19 protein-coding genes are annotated in these 15,304 nt (G+C 44.9%); 11 read left to right on the top strand and 8 right to left on the bottom strand.

The window, feature by feature from the left end; genetic code table 11:
- Positions 1–197 precede the first annotated feature (197 nt).
- From TA_RS06385 to TA_RS06375, 3 genes are read left to right on the top strand one after another with little or no spacing between them, the layout of a single operon-like run.
- Entirely contained in the window at positions 198–1,433 is a 1,236-nt protein-coding gene (locus TA_RS06385; RefSeq protein WP_162053265.1) for a hypothetical protein, read from the top strand.
- Positions 1,417–2,544, top strand: a complete 1,128-nt coding sequence (locus tag TA_RS06380; RefSeq protein ID WP_010901641.1) for a hypothetical protein — start codon at positions 1,417–1,419, stop codon at positions 2,542–2,544. The genes TA_RS06385 and TA_RS06380 overlap by 17 nt, the downstream gene beginning before the upstream one ends.
- A complete protein-coding gene (locus TA_RS06375; protein ID WP_048162032.1) occupies positions 2,508–3,338 on the top strand; it encodes a 4Fe-4S binding protein in 831 nt (276 codons plus the stop codon). The genes TA_RS06380 and TA_RS06375 overlap by 37 nt, the downstream gene beginning before the upstream one ends.
- Positions 3,339–3,395: 57 nt before the next feature.
- Here TA_RS06375 and TA_RS06370 read toward each other — a convergent pair whose 3' ends face one another.
- A complete protein-coding gene (locus tag TA_RS06370; protein ID WP_048162030.1) occupies positions 3,396–4,055 on the bottom strand; it encodes an enoyl-CoA hydratase/isomerase family protein in 660 nt (219 codons plus the stop codon).
- A gap of 55 nt (positions 4,056–4,110) precedes the next feature.
- Here TA_RS06370 and TA_RS06365 point away from each other — a divergent pair, with 55 nt between their 5' ends.
- Positions 4,111–4,740 (top strand): helix-turn-helix domain-containing protein, encoded by a 630-nt coding sequence (locus tag TA_RS06365; RefSeq protein WP_156778537.1) that lies wholly within the window; start codon positions 4,111–4,113, stop codon positions 4,738–4,740.
- On the opposite strand, the gene TA_RS06360 is transcribed toward TA_RS06365, so the two are convergent.
- Entirely contained in the window at positions 4,670–5,257 is a 588-nt protein-coding gene (locus tag TA_RS06360) for a YceI family protein (RefSeq protein ID WP_162053264.1), read from the bottom strand. The two genes, TA_RS06365 and TA_RS06360, sit on opposite strands and share 71 nt — an antisense overlap.
- Positions 5,258–5,485: 228 nt before the next feature.
- Here TA_RS06360 and TA_RS06355 point away from each other — a divergent pair, with 228 nt between their 5' ends.
- Both TA_RS06355 and TA_RS06350 read left to right on the top strand, forming a co-directional pair.
- Positions 5,486–6,211: a Rieske 2Fe-2S domain-containing protein gene (locus TA_RS06355; protein WP_010901636.1), complete on the top strand. Its 726-nt coding sequence runs from the start codon at positions 5,486–5,488 to the stop codon at positions 6,209–6,211.
- 9 nt (positions 6,212–6,220) lie between these two features.
- Positions 6,221–7,834 carry a cytochrome b gene (locus TA_RS06350; protein ID WP_048162026.1) on the top strand — a complete coding sequence of 538 codons (1,614 nt, stop codon included), beginning with the start codon at positions 6,221–6,223 and terminating at the stop codon, positions 7,832–7,834.
- Positions 7,835–7,839: 5 nt separating this feature from the next.
- On the opposite strand, the gene prpB is transcribed toward TA_RS06350, so the two are convergent.
- From prpB to TA_RS06330, 4 genes are all read right to left on the bottom strand, one after another.
- Complete coding sequence (gene prpB / locus TA_RS06345; RefSeq protein WP_010901634.1) at positions 7,840–8,724, bottom strand: methylisocitrate lyase; 885 nt, start codon at positions 8,722–8,724, stop codon at positions 7,840–7,842.
- Complete coding sequence (locus TA_RS06340) at positions 8,711–10,030, bottom strand: MmgE/PrpD family protein (RefSeq protein ID WP_010901633.1); 1,320 nt, start codon at positions 10,028–10,030, stop codon at positions 8,711–8,713. Before TA_RS06340 ends, prpB begins: the two co-directional genes overlap by 14 nt.
- Positions 10,031–10,189: 159 nt before the next feature.
- The gene (gene tatC / locus TA_RS06335; RefSeq protein ID WP_010901632.1) at positions 10,190–10,954 is read right to left on the bottom strand and encodes a Sec-independent protein translocase TatC; all 765 of its coding nucleotides are present in this window, start codon (positions 10,952–10,954) and stop codon (positions 10,190–10,192) included.
- A 40-nt stretch (positions 10,955–10,994) separates the two neighbouring features.
- A complete protein-coding gene (locus TA_RS06330; RefSeq protein WP_010901631.1) occupies positions 10,995–11,297 on the bottom strand; it encodes a twin-arginine translocase TatA/TatE family subunit in 303 nt (100 codons plus the stop codon).
- Between the two features lie 393 nt (positions 11,298–11,690).
- On the opposite strand from TA_RS06330, the gene TA_RS06325 reads away from it, so the two are divergent.
- Genes TA_RS06325 through TA_RS06305 form a run of 5 tightly spaced genes read left to right on the top strand, consistent with a single transcriptional unit; the run spans position 11,691 to position 14,458 of the window.
- A complete protein-coding gene (locus TA_RS06325) occupies positions 11,691–12,533 on the top strand; it encodes a Rieske (2Fe-2S) protein (protein WP_048162023.1) in 843 nt (280 codons plus the stop codon).
- A gap of 1 nt (position 12,534) precedes the next feature.
- A complete protein-coding gene (locus TA_RS06320) occupies positions 12,535–13,707 on the top strand; it encodes a cytochrome b (protein WP_048162022.1) in 1,173 nt (390 codons plus the stop codon).
- Complete coding sequence (locus tag TA_RS06315; RefSeq protein ID WP_010901628.1) at positions 13,704–13,895, top strand: hypothetical protein; 192 nt, start codon at positions 13,704–13,706, stop codon at positions 13,893–13,895. The genes TA_RS06320 and TA_RS06315 overlap by 4 nt, the downstream gene beginning before the upstream one ends.
- Positions 13,896–14,234 (top strand): hypothetical protein, encoded by a 339-nt coding sequence (locus tag TA_RS06310; RefSeq protein ID WP_241761825.1) that lies wholly within the window; start codon positions 13,896–13,898, stop codon positions 14,232–14,234.
- Positions 14,231–14,458 carry a hypothetical protein gene (locus tag TA_RS06305; protein WP_010901626.1) on the top strand — a complete coding sequence of 76 codons (228 nt, stop codon included), beginning with the start codon at positions 14,231–14,233 and terminating at the stop codon, positions 14,456–14,458. The genes TA_RS06310 and TA_RS06305 overlap by 4 nt, the downstream gene beginning before the upstream one ends.
- A 4-nt stretch (positions 14,459–14,462) precedes the next feature.
- Here TA_RS06305 and TA_RS06300 read toward each other — a convergent pair whose 3' ends face one another.
- The gene (locus tag TA_RS06300; protein ID WP_048162018.1) at positions 14,463–14,978 is read right to left on the bottom strand and encodes a TRASH domain-containing protein; all 516 of its coding nucleotides are present in this window, start codon (positions 14,976–14,978) and stop codon (positions 14,463–14,465) included.
- Positions 14,979–15,107: 129 nt separating this feature from the next.
- On the bottom strand, positions 15,108–15,278 hold the full coding sequence (locus tag TA_RS06295) for an AbrB/MazE/SpoVT family DNA-binding domain-containing protein (protein ID WP_010901624.1): 171 nt from the start codon (positions 15,276–15,278) through the stop codon (positions 15,108–15,110).
- Positions 15,279–15,304: the final 26 nt, after the last annotated feature.

Below are 15,304 nucleotides of genomic sequence, written 5' to 3'. Positions count from 1 at the left end.
AATTTCAATTCTTATATTTTTTCTTTCCATCATATTATTTTATAATAGATATATATTCATAACAAGCGATTCAATTTTTCTTTTCCTCATTATCATATCGATGCCGATCTTGCTTCTCTTTGTTTCGCTTCATATTGCGCAAAATTTCAAATGCACTACCAGTTTACGGTAATACATTTTATGTCTTTTTCCTCATAGTGATGCTGATTTCATTTTACAGGTATCCCATGTTCTGGTTTGTCCTGATATCGCTTTTTCTCGCATTCATTTCAGACTGGGAGCTTGTCAATGAAATGGATGAAGCCATTATAAGGCTGCCGGCGTTTGCGGGCACCATCATATTCATGATCTATCTCGGAGGGCTGATATCCGTATCACTGCCAACCAGGGCACCAGTCATAATAGAATCCGACATCAGTTTGTTCAAGGGCCTTGGAATGATACCTCTTGGCCTCGACGTAGATGGCGTATTCGTTCTCAGTGAAAATATAGATGTACTAATTAGCCCGTTCATAGAGCTGGTATTCTTTGGTGTAGCTGTGCTCGTCTCCGAGAATTATTACCAGATCATATCTTATTCGTCCAGGCATGGTAGTACGATAGGCTCGGCCCTGTCAGGTCTTACGAGCGCGTTCAGCTGCCAGTGCGAAAGTTTTATCTCACTCCTGCCTGCTGTTGCAGCGCTCATAATAGATGTGATACTCATACCAGTGCTTCTGCTGAGCTTGACACTGCTCATACTCACATATGTATTCGTATCGCACTTCTACAGATCCGGAAGGCCGATCAGAAGTTTTTTTGTCAGGCCGAAAGATAGTTCAGTTGTCTACCGGCTGTTGATCATAATGAGTACAGTTTTCATCCCAATGCTACTGGCGTACCTAGTTTCAATAGGCCTGGAGAAGAATTTCATATTCTTCTTTGTAGGCGGTATGGCCATGGTTCTCTCTGGCTTCATATTTGCAATGATCCTGTTCAATATAATTCGGATAAAAACTACGTCCATAGCGATTGGTTCGGTACTATCTGTATCGGGTATCATGCTTTCATATATGTGGTTCATTCCTGTCCTCACTTTCATTGCGTACAGTGATCCGTCATTCTATGCTGTTATGATGATAACCGGATATTCAGCTGGCATTGCGATAGGTGCGGGATACAGCATCATGCCACCGCTCACGAGATACACCTACCTGGAATACGTTTCTGTTGTTTTCAATGTAGTTCCACTGGTGATATTCTATCTGTCATCAGTTATGGAAAAGCACATATGGATGTTCATACCTCTGATAGATCAGGTCTGGTTCAGCCTCTCGCTCTGGATAGCCATGTTGCCAGTTATGTGGTACACAACGCATCTTTCGCTAAACAGTTTTGCACGCACCTCATTTTCCATCAATAAAAGGGTGATCATCGGTGAACATGCTGATTGATATCTCAACAGAAATCCTGATGTCACTCCTCTTCTTCTATCTATTCTACAGGATCATGGTAAAAGGGACAAATGGTGTCATAGAGATACTTGTAGAGGCCATGATGTTCTCGATGTTCGTTGGTCTTATATTGTATTTTCAAACTCGCATCACGTTCACTACAGCTTCGATGGCTGTGGATATGCCAATGGCGATTATGGGCGGCGCTGTCGCCTGGGCGTACTTCACCAGGAATTCTTCAATGACTACCTCCAGAAAATCGGCATTCATATCGCTTCTCATATCAAATGAAGTTGCCATGGCCTATTTCCTGACGATCATTACGTATCCTAACATCATTAGCCATGGAGTATTCTACACGCTGGTTCACAGCGTGAGCAGCTATCTGTTTATCGCCTCAATGGAGATAGAGATGATCCTTTCACTGCTGTTCCTTGAAAAGGACAGCATCAAAAAAATAGTATTTTCTGGAGTGGTCTTTTCAGGCCTCTTCAATCCTTTCTTCATGCCTCAATCGAATTTTTCGCTTTACGGTACGATATACTTCACGGCTGTAATGGTCTTTTTCATGGCTATCCTTTTCGAAATCATTGCAGTGAAATTCGATACGATGAACTTTGGGAAAATTGTGATGATAACGCTGTTCTTCGGCCTAATGGGCTTTTCGGCAGCTGGATTGTTCGCCTCAATTGTCTTCGGATCATTGATAACACTGCTTCTCTTCGATATCTCTATGATGGCCCAGATGGCATTCTATTTTTACTTCCTATTTCGGAATACAGAGATAAGGGGAAGGCCTGGCTGGTCATACAACAGATACAGCATGTTCTACGTGCTCCTCTTCTCCTTCGCTGCAGAATGGCTGGCCTCGGCTTCCATAATATCCGTGGTGAACGGTGTGAACGGCGTAGTTCCTTTTTTGAGCAATTTCGGTGTTGGTGTTTATAGCGGGATTGTGCCGGCAATTCTGAATGCGATCTTTATATTCGGTTCTGTCACGAATTCATACGTCTTTCTGATTATAATGGGCGTGGAGATGGCCTCGCTTGTCATAGTAAGGATAGGTAGGCTGAGATGGAAAGAAAAAAATGGAATCTCACATTCGCCCTAGTTGCATATACCCTTTACACGGTGTATTTCCCCAATTTCGTTGATCCAAAATATTACAGAGTACTCCCATTCTGGGGCAATATCGGAAGCCTCGGCCCGGTCTATCCAGGCATACTGGCCGCGCTCATAGGCAGCTATGCACTTTATGCAGGCCTCGCACTCCTGTTCGGCAGAAGGAGTTACTGCAGCACGCTTTGCCCATCTGCAGTTATGTACGGAGGGACGCTTGGGCAGGCCATGATAAAATACAATTATTCTGCTCCGGCTAGCAGAAAGCACATAGGCAGCAAATTCAAGGAGTCTCTGTATCCGATCATCGGTTCTGCATGGATACTCATATTAATAGCGGCATACTTCTCGTATCTGGCTAATACCGGTGGCCGTTTCGCAGATCCGTATGGTGTAGATCCTGCCGTAATCTATTCGGTTACGGTGTGGAACGTGATCTGGTACATCTTCTTCATGAGTATTCCGCTAGTAGGAATGAGCCCCTGCAGAAGGTATGGTTGGTGCACAACCGGTACATTTGTGGGATTCTTCAGCAGGATAGGGCTGTTCAGGTTGAAGGTGCATGATCCATCGCAGTGCGTGAAATGTGAAACGAAGGCCTGCGTCACGGCGTGTGAAGTTGGTGCTGGTGATCTGGCAGGACAATTTATAAAACAGGGCTACTTCAAAAGTTCAAAGTGCGTTGGATCCGGTTCTTGCGTGCTGGCATGTCCATATGATAACATATACTTCTATGACGTTAGGAATGTACTTTCCGAGTTAAGGCAGAGATTGAAGAAAAAATAAGGGCTATTGGGCAGTTGAAATCGTTGGATACCGATCGGCATGCTTCAAACTTCTTGTTCAGCTGCGCGCAAGATAATGCTCGTAGAAGTTTATCTTTTCTGCGTTTATAAGTTCACTTATGTACCTATATCTTTGCCTTCTCCTCATTGGGAAGTTTATGTCTGCTGTTTCCTTTATGATATTCTTGGCATCTTCGAGCAGGCTTTCATGTTTCACAACGCGATCTACATTTATACCTTCGGCCGGGCCTGATATGTCTGTTTTTGTCATTCGCAGCGATGTGAATGAACCTCCGATCTTGAATTCGTAATCCCTGCTGAATCCAACCTTTATGTCGTCCGCGCTTATTATCCGGTCGGCTAGGAGCGCTATCTCGTAACCTTCATCGATAGCATCACCGTTAAGTATTGAGAATATTGGTTTTTCGAATGTATAGATCATGGATATCAGCGAAGATGAGGACTGCATTACATTATAAACAGTATTATTTGATAATTGTCCAATTACAAGCTGCCGTCCGAAAATGTTGTTCATACCTGTCAATGCCACAGCCCTTACGCTTCCATCCATTGCCGCTATGCCAATTGCTGCGGTTATCTCTCCAAGCGTATTCAGGTCAAATCTGCCATGGCTGTCGCTCCGTATAACTATCAGGCCTATGCCTTCTTCCTGCCAGAACGAGATGCTTTTGTAGCCCCTTACTCTGATGTCTGTCATCTTATCGAGACACAAAGGGCAATACTTATATTTCATGGATGCCTAACATGTTAGATTGAAAGGAAACAACCCGTCGATTGAGGCAATAATAGAGGTGGAGAGAGAGGACTGCTGGGTAACGAATCTTGTTCTGGACAGGGATCCACAGGCAGCTATAGAGCGCCTCAGAATAGGTGAAAATACAACGATACATCTGATAAAGCCCTCCTTGGACAGGCGAACACTCTTCAACGAGATAAAGAAATATCCTGGCTATGTTCTCAAGGCAAATCTCAGCGGAAAAGACGCCATATGGGCTGAGGGCAAGAGCTGCACAGCTTGTCGTATTCTGGAGTCATTCAACATGATGGTGATGGGCGGAAAATCCATTGGTTTCGACAAGGTCAGATACAGAATCATAGCACCAACGAAGGCAGAGTTCAACAGAGCCCTCAGAAAGCTCAAGGAAGAGGAGATAAACGTAATCGTGATATCGATAAATGAGTACTCCAAAAACGATCTTACGCCTAGGGAAAGGGAGGTCATAATGAGTGCCCTGAAGCTTGGCTATTTCGATATAGACAGGCAGATATCCATGAAGGATCTTGCAAAAAGCTTCGGCATAAAGACCTCGTCTATTTCCGATGTGATGCGGCGGGGGCTGAAGAAGATTGTGATGGATTATTTCCGAGACTCTCTGGCGTAGTCTGGCCTTTGAACAGTGAAAGGTATACATTCAAATTCACCTCTGATCCGACCATTAGTCCCGGCTTGAATGGAGACTGCCATTTCAGTCCGAAATCCTGGGTTCTTATCTTTCCGGTTATTCTAAGGCTGACCGTTTCATTGTTGGTGGAAATCACGAATACGTTAAGCGGTACGATCTCTTCTATATCCTTTATCTTTATGTGGAAATCAACAGGTTGATCGGGGAAGTTCTTTATGTCAAGATCTCGTACGCAGCATTCTATAAACTTATAGGTAGCTGCGTTGAAATAGTCTTTCTTCATGAGGTTTCTATCCCTTATGCTGTTTCCTGTCCTTATGCTTGAAACATCTATCTTCAAAAGGGCATAATCCACGAATTCCAGATCACGCACTGCGGCACATCCATGCAATCTGGTGAACTGCCCAGACACCTTTGAGAGAACAAGATGCGATATCGTGAAACTAACCTGAGATCTTTCAGGGCATATCACATAATTGCATGTCTGTGTTTTCATGGTTTTCCATGACATAAAGAGATAAAACATCATAATCTTAATTGTTAGGCATTTATCGCATCGATATACTTGATGATGAAAATAATGACCTGAATAGTTAGGTTAAGACTTTATTTCATCAGCTGGTTTAGACGAATCGATTAGGGAATACTATGAATCTGGAGGTGTTATAACACGGCAGAAACTCCCAAGGATAAGAAATGCAACAACAATCAAGATCAGGATGCTGTGAACGATCCCGGCCGCAGAAATTTCATAAAGGCAATGGGCATAATTTCCATTGCGGCAGTGGCCGGTCTTTCCCTTCGCAGCCTGATCCAGAACATCATACCGCCGCAGGAGGTTACTTCCTCTACGTTCCCCACGCTGACGCTGGTGAATAGCAAGACAGGCCAGCCCATCAAAACAAGCGATCTGACAGTAAACTCCCCCGAGATAGTTGTCTTCAATTATCCGCTGCAAAACGAACCCAATTTTTTGCTCAGATTGGGAAATTCATCTGGTCAGGATATAGCTATAAAATCAGTTACGGTAAAGATACCGGCTACGGGGCAGACCTACACATCGCCTGGGGGTGTTGGCCCTTATAAGTCTGTTGTGGCGTCAAGTGCGATATGCCAGCATCTCGGGTGCGTACCGCCTGAGATCCACTATTATCCGCCAGGAACATCGATACCAAACACTGGCATATCGGGATCATCAAACCACGGCCTAATTCACTGCAACTGTCACGGAAGCACTTATGATCCTATAAATGGGTTCTCCGTTGTGACAGGTCCGACCACGCATCCATTGCCGAGCGTTGTGCTTTCCTATGATTCTTCAAGCGATACGTACAAGGCTGTATCCATGGTTGGGCCAACCATATACGGCCATAGCAGCGATCTTTCGGGTGGAAGCGCAATCTCAGGCACTAGCACTGAGGTTGTGAACGAGGGTACCCCGTCAACATGAGGTGTCTAAATGGACGAAAAAAAGCCAGAAGATTATGAGAGCATCGTGAATATCATAAACAAGCCGGAACCACTGCCAAGGCGCGTTCCGGATTATATGAGGAAGAAAGGAGGCGTATGGTACTGGACCGGCGCGCTCACCATGTTCGCATTCATATATGAGGTCATCACAGGCCTCATAATGCTTTTCTACTATCAGCCGTCCAACGCATACACGAGCACAGAAAACTTTCTCCACAGCGTTCCGTACGGTGAAATCATACTTACGACGCACCTCTATGGTGCATACATAATGATAGGACTTCTCTACATTCACCTTTTGAGAAATGTGTTCGTGGGTGCTTACAAAAGGCCGAGGCGCGACCAGTTCCTTTCTGGAATACTCTTGCTCCTGCTCACGCTTGGCGTGGGATACTTCGGCTATTCCCTCAGCGGAGACGTGCTATCTGCAGACGCGACGGATGTTGGTCGTGGAATAGCCCAGGGGTTCCCAGTCATAGGCAATTACATAATGGAGATAATATTCGGCAATGGTACGCAGACTGATCTCTTTCACAGGCTGCTGGCCTGGCACATCCTCCTCGCCGGTTTGATTGCGGTTGTCGTTGCAGCCCACTTCTTCCTTGCAGAGGCAAGGACAATAATGCCTAAGAGAAGCGAAAGCAACTACATGGCCCCGGCTATAGATAGGGAGAAGCCGGACTACAAGCCATGGTATCCATACAATATGATATACATGGTAGAGCTGGGCTTCTTCTCCTTTGCCACCATATTCATACTGCCAGCCATTGCAGCACTGCTTCCTGGGGTACCAACACTGTTCTCGCCATTCCCGCAGGTCGCGCCTGGAAATCCAGCGGCATCGGCTGTACCCGCTTATCCTCCATGGTTCCTGCTCTTCATGTACAAGGAACTTGACTTCCAGTTTGCGCAGGGCATAGGGCCTTTCTGGGCCACCGTTATATTTGCTGGCTTCCCGCTAGTGTATCTCATTATACTGCCATACATAGACAATACGTTCTCTCTTAAACTCTCTGACAGACCAATTTTCACAGGCCTTGCCATAACCGGCATATTCTACCTGATCGGTCTTTCCGTATGGGGAGCACTCACCCCAGGCATTCAAATCCCCACGGGATATGCACTTCTCTTCTTCATATTGCCACTGGTAATCGTCCTGCCTATAACAAGCATCGTTGCGAAATACTTCAGGAAGGGAAGGCTTAATTATAATCACATAGCTGTTATAGGCGCTGCGCCAGTGATAGGCTTTTTTGCCTTTGAGCTTGGCATCATCCTGCCGGGATACTTCAGGGGGCTTGGTGGTATATATCTCGAGGCATCGATATTCCTGGCCGTCTTGATAGCGTTGATACTGCTGATACTTATGAAATCAGCCGGCTACTTCAGATCCAGCGCAGTGAATAGAGAACCGAACAGATACTTCTACATAGCGATAGCTGCGGTTCTCGGTTTCTTCTCTCTGTTCTTGGCTACCATAGTATCGGTGATGAACCCAACATCGATAACAGATGAAGCGTTTTACTCGCTCTCTATAGGAATAATCATGCTTTCGCTGGGCGCAATAACCAAGATATACAGAAAAATAACATATAATGAATAAATATTTTATATTTTATAAAATACGTTATCTTCCTTCTCGTAGTCATAGTAACCGATGACGTCATAGAATTCAGAACGTCGCATTATCCTGTCCAGGAAATTCCTCTGCGTTCCATCCTTCAGAAGATCCCTGTAAATGTCGCCGATTGCCTTCAGCATGCCACGAAAAGCGGTGAGAGGGAATATTACTATGTCATATCCAATTTCACGCAGTTCTGCAACTGAGAGCAGAGGTGATTTTCCGTCCTCGGTCATGTTTGCCATGAGATAGCCCTTGACCTTCTTTCTCATCTCTACGAATTCTTCTCTGCTCTCAAGAGCTTCGGTGAACACCGCATCTGCACCAGCTTCCAGATAAGCGTTTGCCCTGTCTATGGCATCTTCCAGCCCGTTTACCGATCTAGCATCCGTCCTTGCTATGATCATGAAATCCTCATCTTTCCTAGTTGATACAGCAGCCCTTATCTTCCTGACCATGTTATCTCTGTCTATAACTCGCTTGCCGTTTAGATGGCCACACTTCTTTGGTTGCTCCTGATCCTCTATATGTATAGCCGCTGCTCCTGCGTCTTCCATCATCCTGACGGTGCGCATAACATTCACTGTCTCTCCGAAACCTGTATCGACGTCCACTATGAGGGGCAAACTTGATACCGTGGTTATTCTGTAGGCCTCAGCCGCAATCTCTGGCAACGTTGTAACTGATAGATCCGGAAGCCCCATCATGCCGGCAACTCCAGATCCTGAGAGATAAGATGCCTGAAATCCCGCCCTTTCAGCCATCAGCGCTGAAATACCGCTGAAAACTCCGGGCGCCACAACAATATCCTTCTTTATGAGATCTCTTAAGGTCGCAGGGCCGCGGTTGATGTTATCCTTAAGCCTTGACACGGTTTATCACCTCAAAGATCTCACTGGCGCTCATCTTCTCAAGATCCCTGAGATCCTTTACTATATCCACGAGCTTTTCGTCTACCCGTTCTGCCTTATTGATCACATCAGACCAGGTGTACTGGTTCCTGAAATGTCCCTTTGGAACATCGATCTCAACATCCTTCTTGCCCTCATCATCCTCCACTTCTATCCTGACTGGCAGGTATTCGGGATACATCTCATCGAACCTCTTCGTTACGTTGAAGGTCATCCTATCTATAAGATCCAGGATCTTCTGGTCTCTGAGGTACCTCGCATCGTAGGAATTCACGTCCGGCTCTCCGTAAAGAAGCGTGTAGGCTATGATGTACGGCATGCTGTGATCCGCTGTTTCCTTGTTCTCAGGCCTCAGCTTTTCAGGATCCTTTATTATGATGGTGTGCGCTACCTTGAAGGTATCAACCTTTACGGATCTTATCTTGCCCTTGACCTTCCTACGAATCTCAGCGGCAGCCTGGGCAGCGCTCATGGCATGATACTCTACAGGATAGTTCTTTATCATCGTCTTCATAACGTGTGGCGATATCTTCAGATCAAATGGGCCGGAGACCTGCTTTTTGAAGCCCATCTCACCGTCGAATATATCCGAGGGACCAGTGAGGCCAGATCTGGCATTCATGGCGGCCAGCAGGGATGACATGGTTTGATAGGCCACAGTGCATCCCTTCCACATGCTTAGCTTTCCGGCGCGCGTTTGCCTCATGCTTATGTTGTTTATTATCCCCAGAGATACCGCATTTTCAAACTTATCATCATCCAGGTCAAAGATGGATGCTATGCCGGCCGATGACGAGATGGAATCGTAATTCACATGGTCCCAGCCGCGATCCCGTATTGAAACTGCATCAGCCAGAGAGCAGACGACATCGTAGGCTATCTTAAGGCCCCTGAGCACTTCTCTCCCATCGGCCTCCATCATCTGTGCAGCGGCGAGGATGGGTGGAACATTGTCTGATGGATGCAGTGCCTCCTTTGATAGATATGTATCGTTATAGTCCATATATCTGGTCATGCATCCATTTATCATAACAGCATAAGGCGAGAAGATCCGATGATCCCTGAAGTATAACGGCGTGACTTCCTTCGAACTTACATCCCCAAGAACCTGCATAAGTGCATTAACAGGTGGAGATCTTCGTGCAGTATAGGCAGTTATTATGGAGTCGGCCACCCGCATCTTCAGAGCCTCCTTCTCTTCCTCTTTCATGCTTGAATAGGAAACGCTATCGGCATAGTTCTTTATCTCCTTGACTACAGAATCCATGGTATGGTTATAGCGTGCATTTATAAATGAATTGGGGAAATGGATCGTTCGGTTTTATTGATCGCCGATTTAAAAAATGAACAATGATGTTGCAGGAGTATGGCTACCTTTAGCGAAATCCAAAAACTTCGATAATCATAGTTCAAGATTCAGATTGATTCAATCTGCCGCGATGTTGTACATGGCCTGATCCCTTTTCTCGACCCTTTTCGCGATGAATGCTCCGACAAAGTAGAGGGCCATCATCGGTATTGCCATTATCATCATGCTCACGCCAAGTACCCCAGGCGAGAATACAAGACCGAATATCAGCGAACCTACAACCGCATATCTCCAGTTTCTCAGCCAGAAACTGGCTGGAACTATTTTCAGTTTTGTCAGTGCTACCATTATGACGGGCATCTCGAAGGACAGGCCGAATGACACTATGTAAATGAAGAAAAATGAAGTGTAATTGGCAATCCCCATGGTCGGAGAAGATCCAACTGCGAAATCAAAATAGAAGAATATCCTGAACAGTACTGGAAAAACGTACCAGAACCCGAAGAGACTCCCAACAGCGAACAGTGCTGCGGCCGGTATCCCAAGGCTTCTTATTGTCTGGATCTCCCGCTTCTTTAAACCTGGTGAAATGAATTTTGCCGCTTCCATTACGATCACTGGCATACTGAATAGAAGGGCCAGGAACATGACACTGTATATGTCAGCCACCATAGCATCCGTTGGTTTTAACGCTATTAGTTCCACATCTTTAGGAAGCACGTGATATTCCGAAAGCCTAAGGAACTGCGCACCGGCATTATCATAAGGATCTGGATATAGTATAACTATCCTGTGGCCAAGAAAGGTAACGTATTCGAATTTGAAGGTGAAAAATATAAGAAAAAAAACAAAAAAAGCTATAAGGGCACGTACTGCCCTCATACGAAGTTCATCTATATTTTTCTGTATTATATCTAATAGTTCACTGGGCATGCTGAAGTTTTTCCTGTATCTCAGATTTCAGCTCATCTATGCTCTTCCCATCGGTGTCTATTCCCATGGTCTTTGCAACTGCTATATAATCCACGCCAGATGCGGAAGTGGTCTGCGCTGGTTTGGAATACATGGCCTTCCTGATTTCCTCTTCAACTTCCATCTGGCCCCTTTTGAATTCGCCTGTGGCTCTCCCTATGTTTTTGGCCAGTTCAGGAACCTTCTTTGCGCTTCCAAACAGGACCAGGATTGCAACGATGACTATTAACCATTCAATGGCCGAATCAAGCATATAATCATTCTATCAGCAAATCACCATATTTAATCTTTGCCTCTAAAAGGATAGGTGCAACTTCGATAACAAGCCTAGGGCATTCATATTTTGGCCTTATTTTGCATGCACGTATGACGTTGAATTATTATTATATGCTAAGATGTAAAAATTGACTGGCGCAAATTTTTCAGATTAACTAAAAATATTTATACTATCAAATAAATGTAGCAAGCCCTGCTTCGGGCATTACGATATTTTCATATTATAATTTACAATAGTTAATTGATTGAAGATAATATCCTGGGGTATTTTTAATAATATCGATTATTTACATATATAATCGATAATCAAAATAATATTTCGGATAATTATTACACAATAATTAAGTATAATAATTTTTTGTAGTTGATCATGCGGAACAATTCCGGGCAGTCCAAAGATTCTGTTGATGAGAGTAGGAGATCTTTTCTCAAGGGTGCGATGATATCATTGTTTTCCGTTGCCCTTGGAGGCATCTCCCTTGAGAGATTCTTCGTTCCGACCACGAGAAATGTACCAGTAACATCATATGATGGAAAATACCCGACGGCAATCTTAGTGGATCCGGATGATAATCCGATAACCGCTTCAGAGATACCATATGCGACGCCTTCAAGCAGTAGCTATCCAATATTGGTGTTCAACTATCCGCTTCAGGATGAACCAAATATACTCATCAGGCTTAGAAATGTGAATATACCCAAGGCGATTCACATAAAGAATTCAAGTGGTGGTATTGACAGCATCACGGCTTATAGCGGCATATGTCAGCATCTTGGATGCACAGTTCCCCTGCTTGACTACCATCCCGGAAACTCAATCCCATTTGAGGCCCAGCTCATAGGATACAACAAATCCAACTGGCCGACCTATGGGCTCATTTACTGCAAGTGCCATGGAAGCCAGTACAATCCGATTGAAGGCCCGCATAACCTGTACAATTCCGGCCCGGCGCCGAGCCCAGCCAACCATTCCCTACCGCAAGTCCTATTCTATCACGATACTACAACGGATTACATATACGCCATAGGCATGAATCCTGTAAATGCAGTTATCCGAACGCATCTCTGGCAACCAAACGGCGAAGTGTATGGGCCTGAGGTTGTTCAGGAGAACCTGTCCGGCGGTTCGGCTCTGCCCTACGACGATTCCCTTGGAAATTACAAGACCGTAGTTGTATCCAGCTCCAATTTCAAGTGGAGCGGGAGGTTCTGATATGGAGAAAAATGAATACGATATAACGAAACTCATGGAGGAGGACACGGAATATCCCGGATCATACAAGGTGGTGCTGCGGCCAATATCGCGGAAGGAGTTCAGGCTCGATTACTGGACAGGATCCTTTTTGATGGCAGCTGTTGCATACCTTGCTGTTTCGGGAATGCTTCTATTCTATTACTACCAGAGCGGCCATCCTTATTCTTCCACCCTGGCAATAACGAGTACGGTGCCATTTGGCTATGCCCTGCTCACATCGCATCTGTACATGGCATATGCCATGATCGTGCTTGTTTATGCCCACATGCTCAGAAATTACTTTATTGGGGCCTACAAGGGAAAGTGGAGGTGGCTTCAGTGGATACTTGGTGTTGTGCTTTTCATCCTTGTGTATACCACGGCGATAGTTGGATACATGCTCACTTATACATATATAAGCGTGGCTGCAACACATGTTGGTGAGCTGCTCATAGAACGCAGCATAATAGGCAGGCTTCTTCCAGGCCTTTCTAACTGGCTCATATCAATTCTGGTTGGAAATGGAACCACAGCCCAGACATTCTCGCATATACTTGGCCTTCATGTTATGATACTTTCCACACTGATAATAGCTGTCGCATTCATACACTTCTTTCTCTTCGAAAAATCAGGTCCTTATGGCGTAAAGTACGAGAAGAATGAGAAACTCGTTCCCTGGTTCCCAGTGAACCTTCTTTATACCATATTTCTCTCGCTGATGTTCATAGGAGTAATACTTGTCTTCTCCGCCGCGTTCCCGCAGGTTATTCCAAGCGCTTACGGACTGCCTGTGTATGGAACAACTCCTTTTCCTGACTGGTATATATTGCCCGTTTACAAGCTCATGGATACAGCCGGATACGGGCTCACCACGGGTGGTGTTCCACTTGTTATAGTCTTCTTCATATTTCTACTGATACTCCCGTTCATTGACAGGTACAGTGGAACGCATCCCCTGGACAGGCCAGCAATCACCGCTTTCGGTGTGTTTATAATCGTAGGCATTCCGGTCATGGCTCTCTGGGGTGCTAGCCAGCCCGGGCTTTCTCAAACAAGGCTGCTGACCATGTTCATGTGGTGGGGCATAACATTCGTTTCCTTCGCAACAGTATACGCCATGAGGTTTGCAAGGAAGGATGGTGAGGAAAGATGAACGGATCGGTAAAGGCAGTATATTCAATAGGAGGCCTGCAGTTCATCATAGCAATAGTTCTGTGGATCATAGCGCTGAGCAACAGCACAGGCGATCAGCGAATATGGGCAGTGGTATTCGCAATCGATCTTATCCTTAGCGGAGCTATAGCGTTCATAATAATGAGGCATGAGATGGAGGTGAGATAATTGGACAGATTCTCGTTGAAATTATACTATTCCTCCATGATGGTCTACATTTTCGGATCGATAACCCTGGTTCTATATACGCTCATAATAAAGCCCATAGCAATAATGTATCACGAGCAGATAAACCAGATGACCTCTCCCGTTTTTGGAAACTACGGCCGATATCTATTTTCTCTTGAACTCTTCACGTTGATCATCATGATTGCATCGCTTATACTCTACGCCATCTCCATCTATCACAATTACTCTAGGAGGGGGAAGATGTCGATGAAGACTTTAATAACACCCATACTGCTCTATGTGTTTGCGTTCGTGCTTCTGGGGGTGAGTGGCTTTTGAATAGCCTTGTTGAACTCTTAAAGGAGAAAAAAAGATCTTCAGGAAAGATCATAGCGGGCATAATCCTACTTATAATAGCCATACCGGTTTTCCTTGATTATCAGGTATTTCCGACCATAAATAGCGAAGTAGGCCCGCATCAGATAGGCAGCTGGTTGGCGCTGTTGTTCTCATTCATAGGCTTCGTGCTGATAATCATGGGCCTGGGAGAACTGGATCTGTGATTTTTCAGCTTTCCATTTTCAATCTTTTTTTGAGATCGTGTTCGCAGTTTGGGCAGCATACGTAATAATCCCTGTTGTGGCTGTGAACTATGATCGGATCAGATACAATTATCTTGCCGCAATAATCGCATATACGTGCAGTCCTAGCCTCCATTGCCTTGCCATATCTTCTTCCAGTGGATACCCAGAGGTATTCATACGGGAAGTTCATTGATAGAGCGGATCTATCCATTACCAGCAGATGTTTCCCATTGCTCAATGAGTAATCCTCATAAACCATGTGATCAGGAATATCAATGGGGCCATTCACCACGGCTATCACGGTTTCCAGCTTATCATCGTTCATCCTGACTGTGTAGCCCTGTATTGTTCCTTCATTTTCAAGCTTCTTTATGATCTGTGCAACTGTATTTCTGCTTATTCCGGTTTCCCCGGATATTTCCTCTATCGACAGTCTGGAATTTCTGTAAAGCGCCCTCAGTACAAGCAATTCTCGCTTGCTGAGGTTTGGCAACGTCATGTGCAAGTATCGCAACATGGAACTAAAAACATTTGTCTGTGCATGTCAGACGGATTTGGCAGGATAATGCAGAATCAAATATCGCAAATTGCGGGATCATGTCAAGCAAATATCGATATCTACAACACCTCACTTCAAAAGGTCGATGTATATGCGGCCATCTTCTGATTCATAAAATGCTATTAGATCTTCATCCTTGAAGTTCAATTTTTTCAGTACTTTCTTGGGAATTGTTACTCTGACAGAAGCACCTCTTTTTGTCATTCTGGCGATATCCATTATCTTCTTGTTGTCAGTCATATCAAGACACTATTAAGAAGTAGTAT

Origin of the sequence: Thermoplasma acidophilum DSM 1728 (genome assembly GCF_000195915.1) — an archaeon.
GTDB classification, from domain to species: Archaea; Thermoplasmatota; Thermoplasmata; order Thermoplasmatales; family Thermoplasmataceae; genus Thermoplasma; species Thermoplasma acidophilum.
This window is presented reverse-complemented; position numbering and strand designations above follow the sequence as displayed.

Excerpts from the sequence above, each read along its gene's own strand:
- TA_RS06330 (WP_010901631.1), bottom strand. The coding sequence starts at position 11,297 with ATGCTTGATTCGGCCATTGAATGGTTAATAGTCATCGTTGCAATCCTG.
- TA_RS06360 (WP_162053264.1), bottom strand. The coding sequence starts at position 5,257 with ATGAAAACACAGACATGCAATTATGTGATATGCCCTGAAAGATCTCAG.
- TA_RS06375 (WP_048162032.1), top strand. The coding sequence starts at position 2,508 with ATGGAAAGAAAAAAATGGAATCTCACATTCGCCCTAGTTGCATATACC.
- TA_RS06295 (WP_010901624.1), bottom strand. The coding sequence starts at position 15,278 with ATGACTGACAACAAGAAGATAATGGATATCGCCAGAATGACAAAAAGA.
- tatC (WP_010901632.1), bottom strand. The coding sequence starts at position 10,954 with ATGAGGGCAGTACGTGCCCTTATAGCTTTTTTTGTTTTTTTTCTTATA.
- TA_RS06370 (WP_048162030.1), bottom strand. The coding sequence starts at position 4,055 with ATGACAGACATCAGAGTAAGGGGCTACAAAAGCATCTCGTTCTGGCAG.
- TA_RS06340 (WP_010901633.1), bottom strand. The coding sequence starts at position 10,030 with ATGGATTCTGTAGTCAAGGAGATAAAGAACTATGCCGATAGCGTTTCC.
- TA_RS06315 (WP_010901628.1), top strand. The coding sequence starts at position 13,704 with ATGAACGGATCGGTAAAGGCAGTATATTCAATAGGAGGCCTGCAGTTC.
- TA_RS06350 (WP_048162026.1), top strand. The coding sequence starts at position 6,221 with ATGGACGAAAAAAAGCCAGAAGATTATGAGAGCATCGTGAATATCATA.
- TA_RS06325 (WP_048162023.1), top strand. The coding sequence starts at position 11,691 with ATGCGGAACAATTCCGGGCAGTCCAAAGATTCTGTTGATGAGAGTAGG.
- TA_RS06320 (WP_048162022.1), top strand. The coding sequence starts at position 12,535 with ATGGAGAAAAATGAATACGATATAACGAAACTCATGGAGGAGGACACG.
- TA_RS06300 (WP_048162018.1), bottom strand. The coding sequence starts at position 14,978 with ATGACGTTGCCAAACCTCAGCAAGCGAGAATTGCTTGTACTGAGGGCG.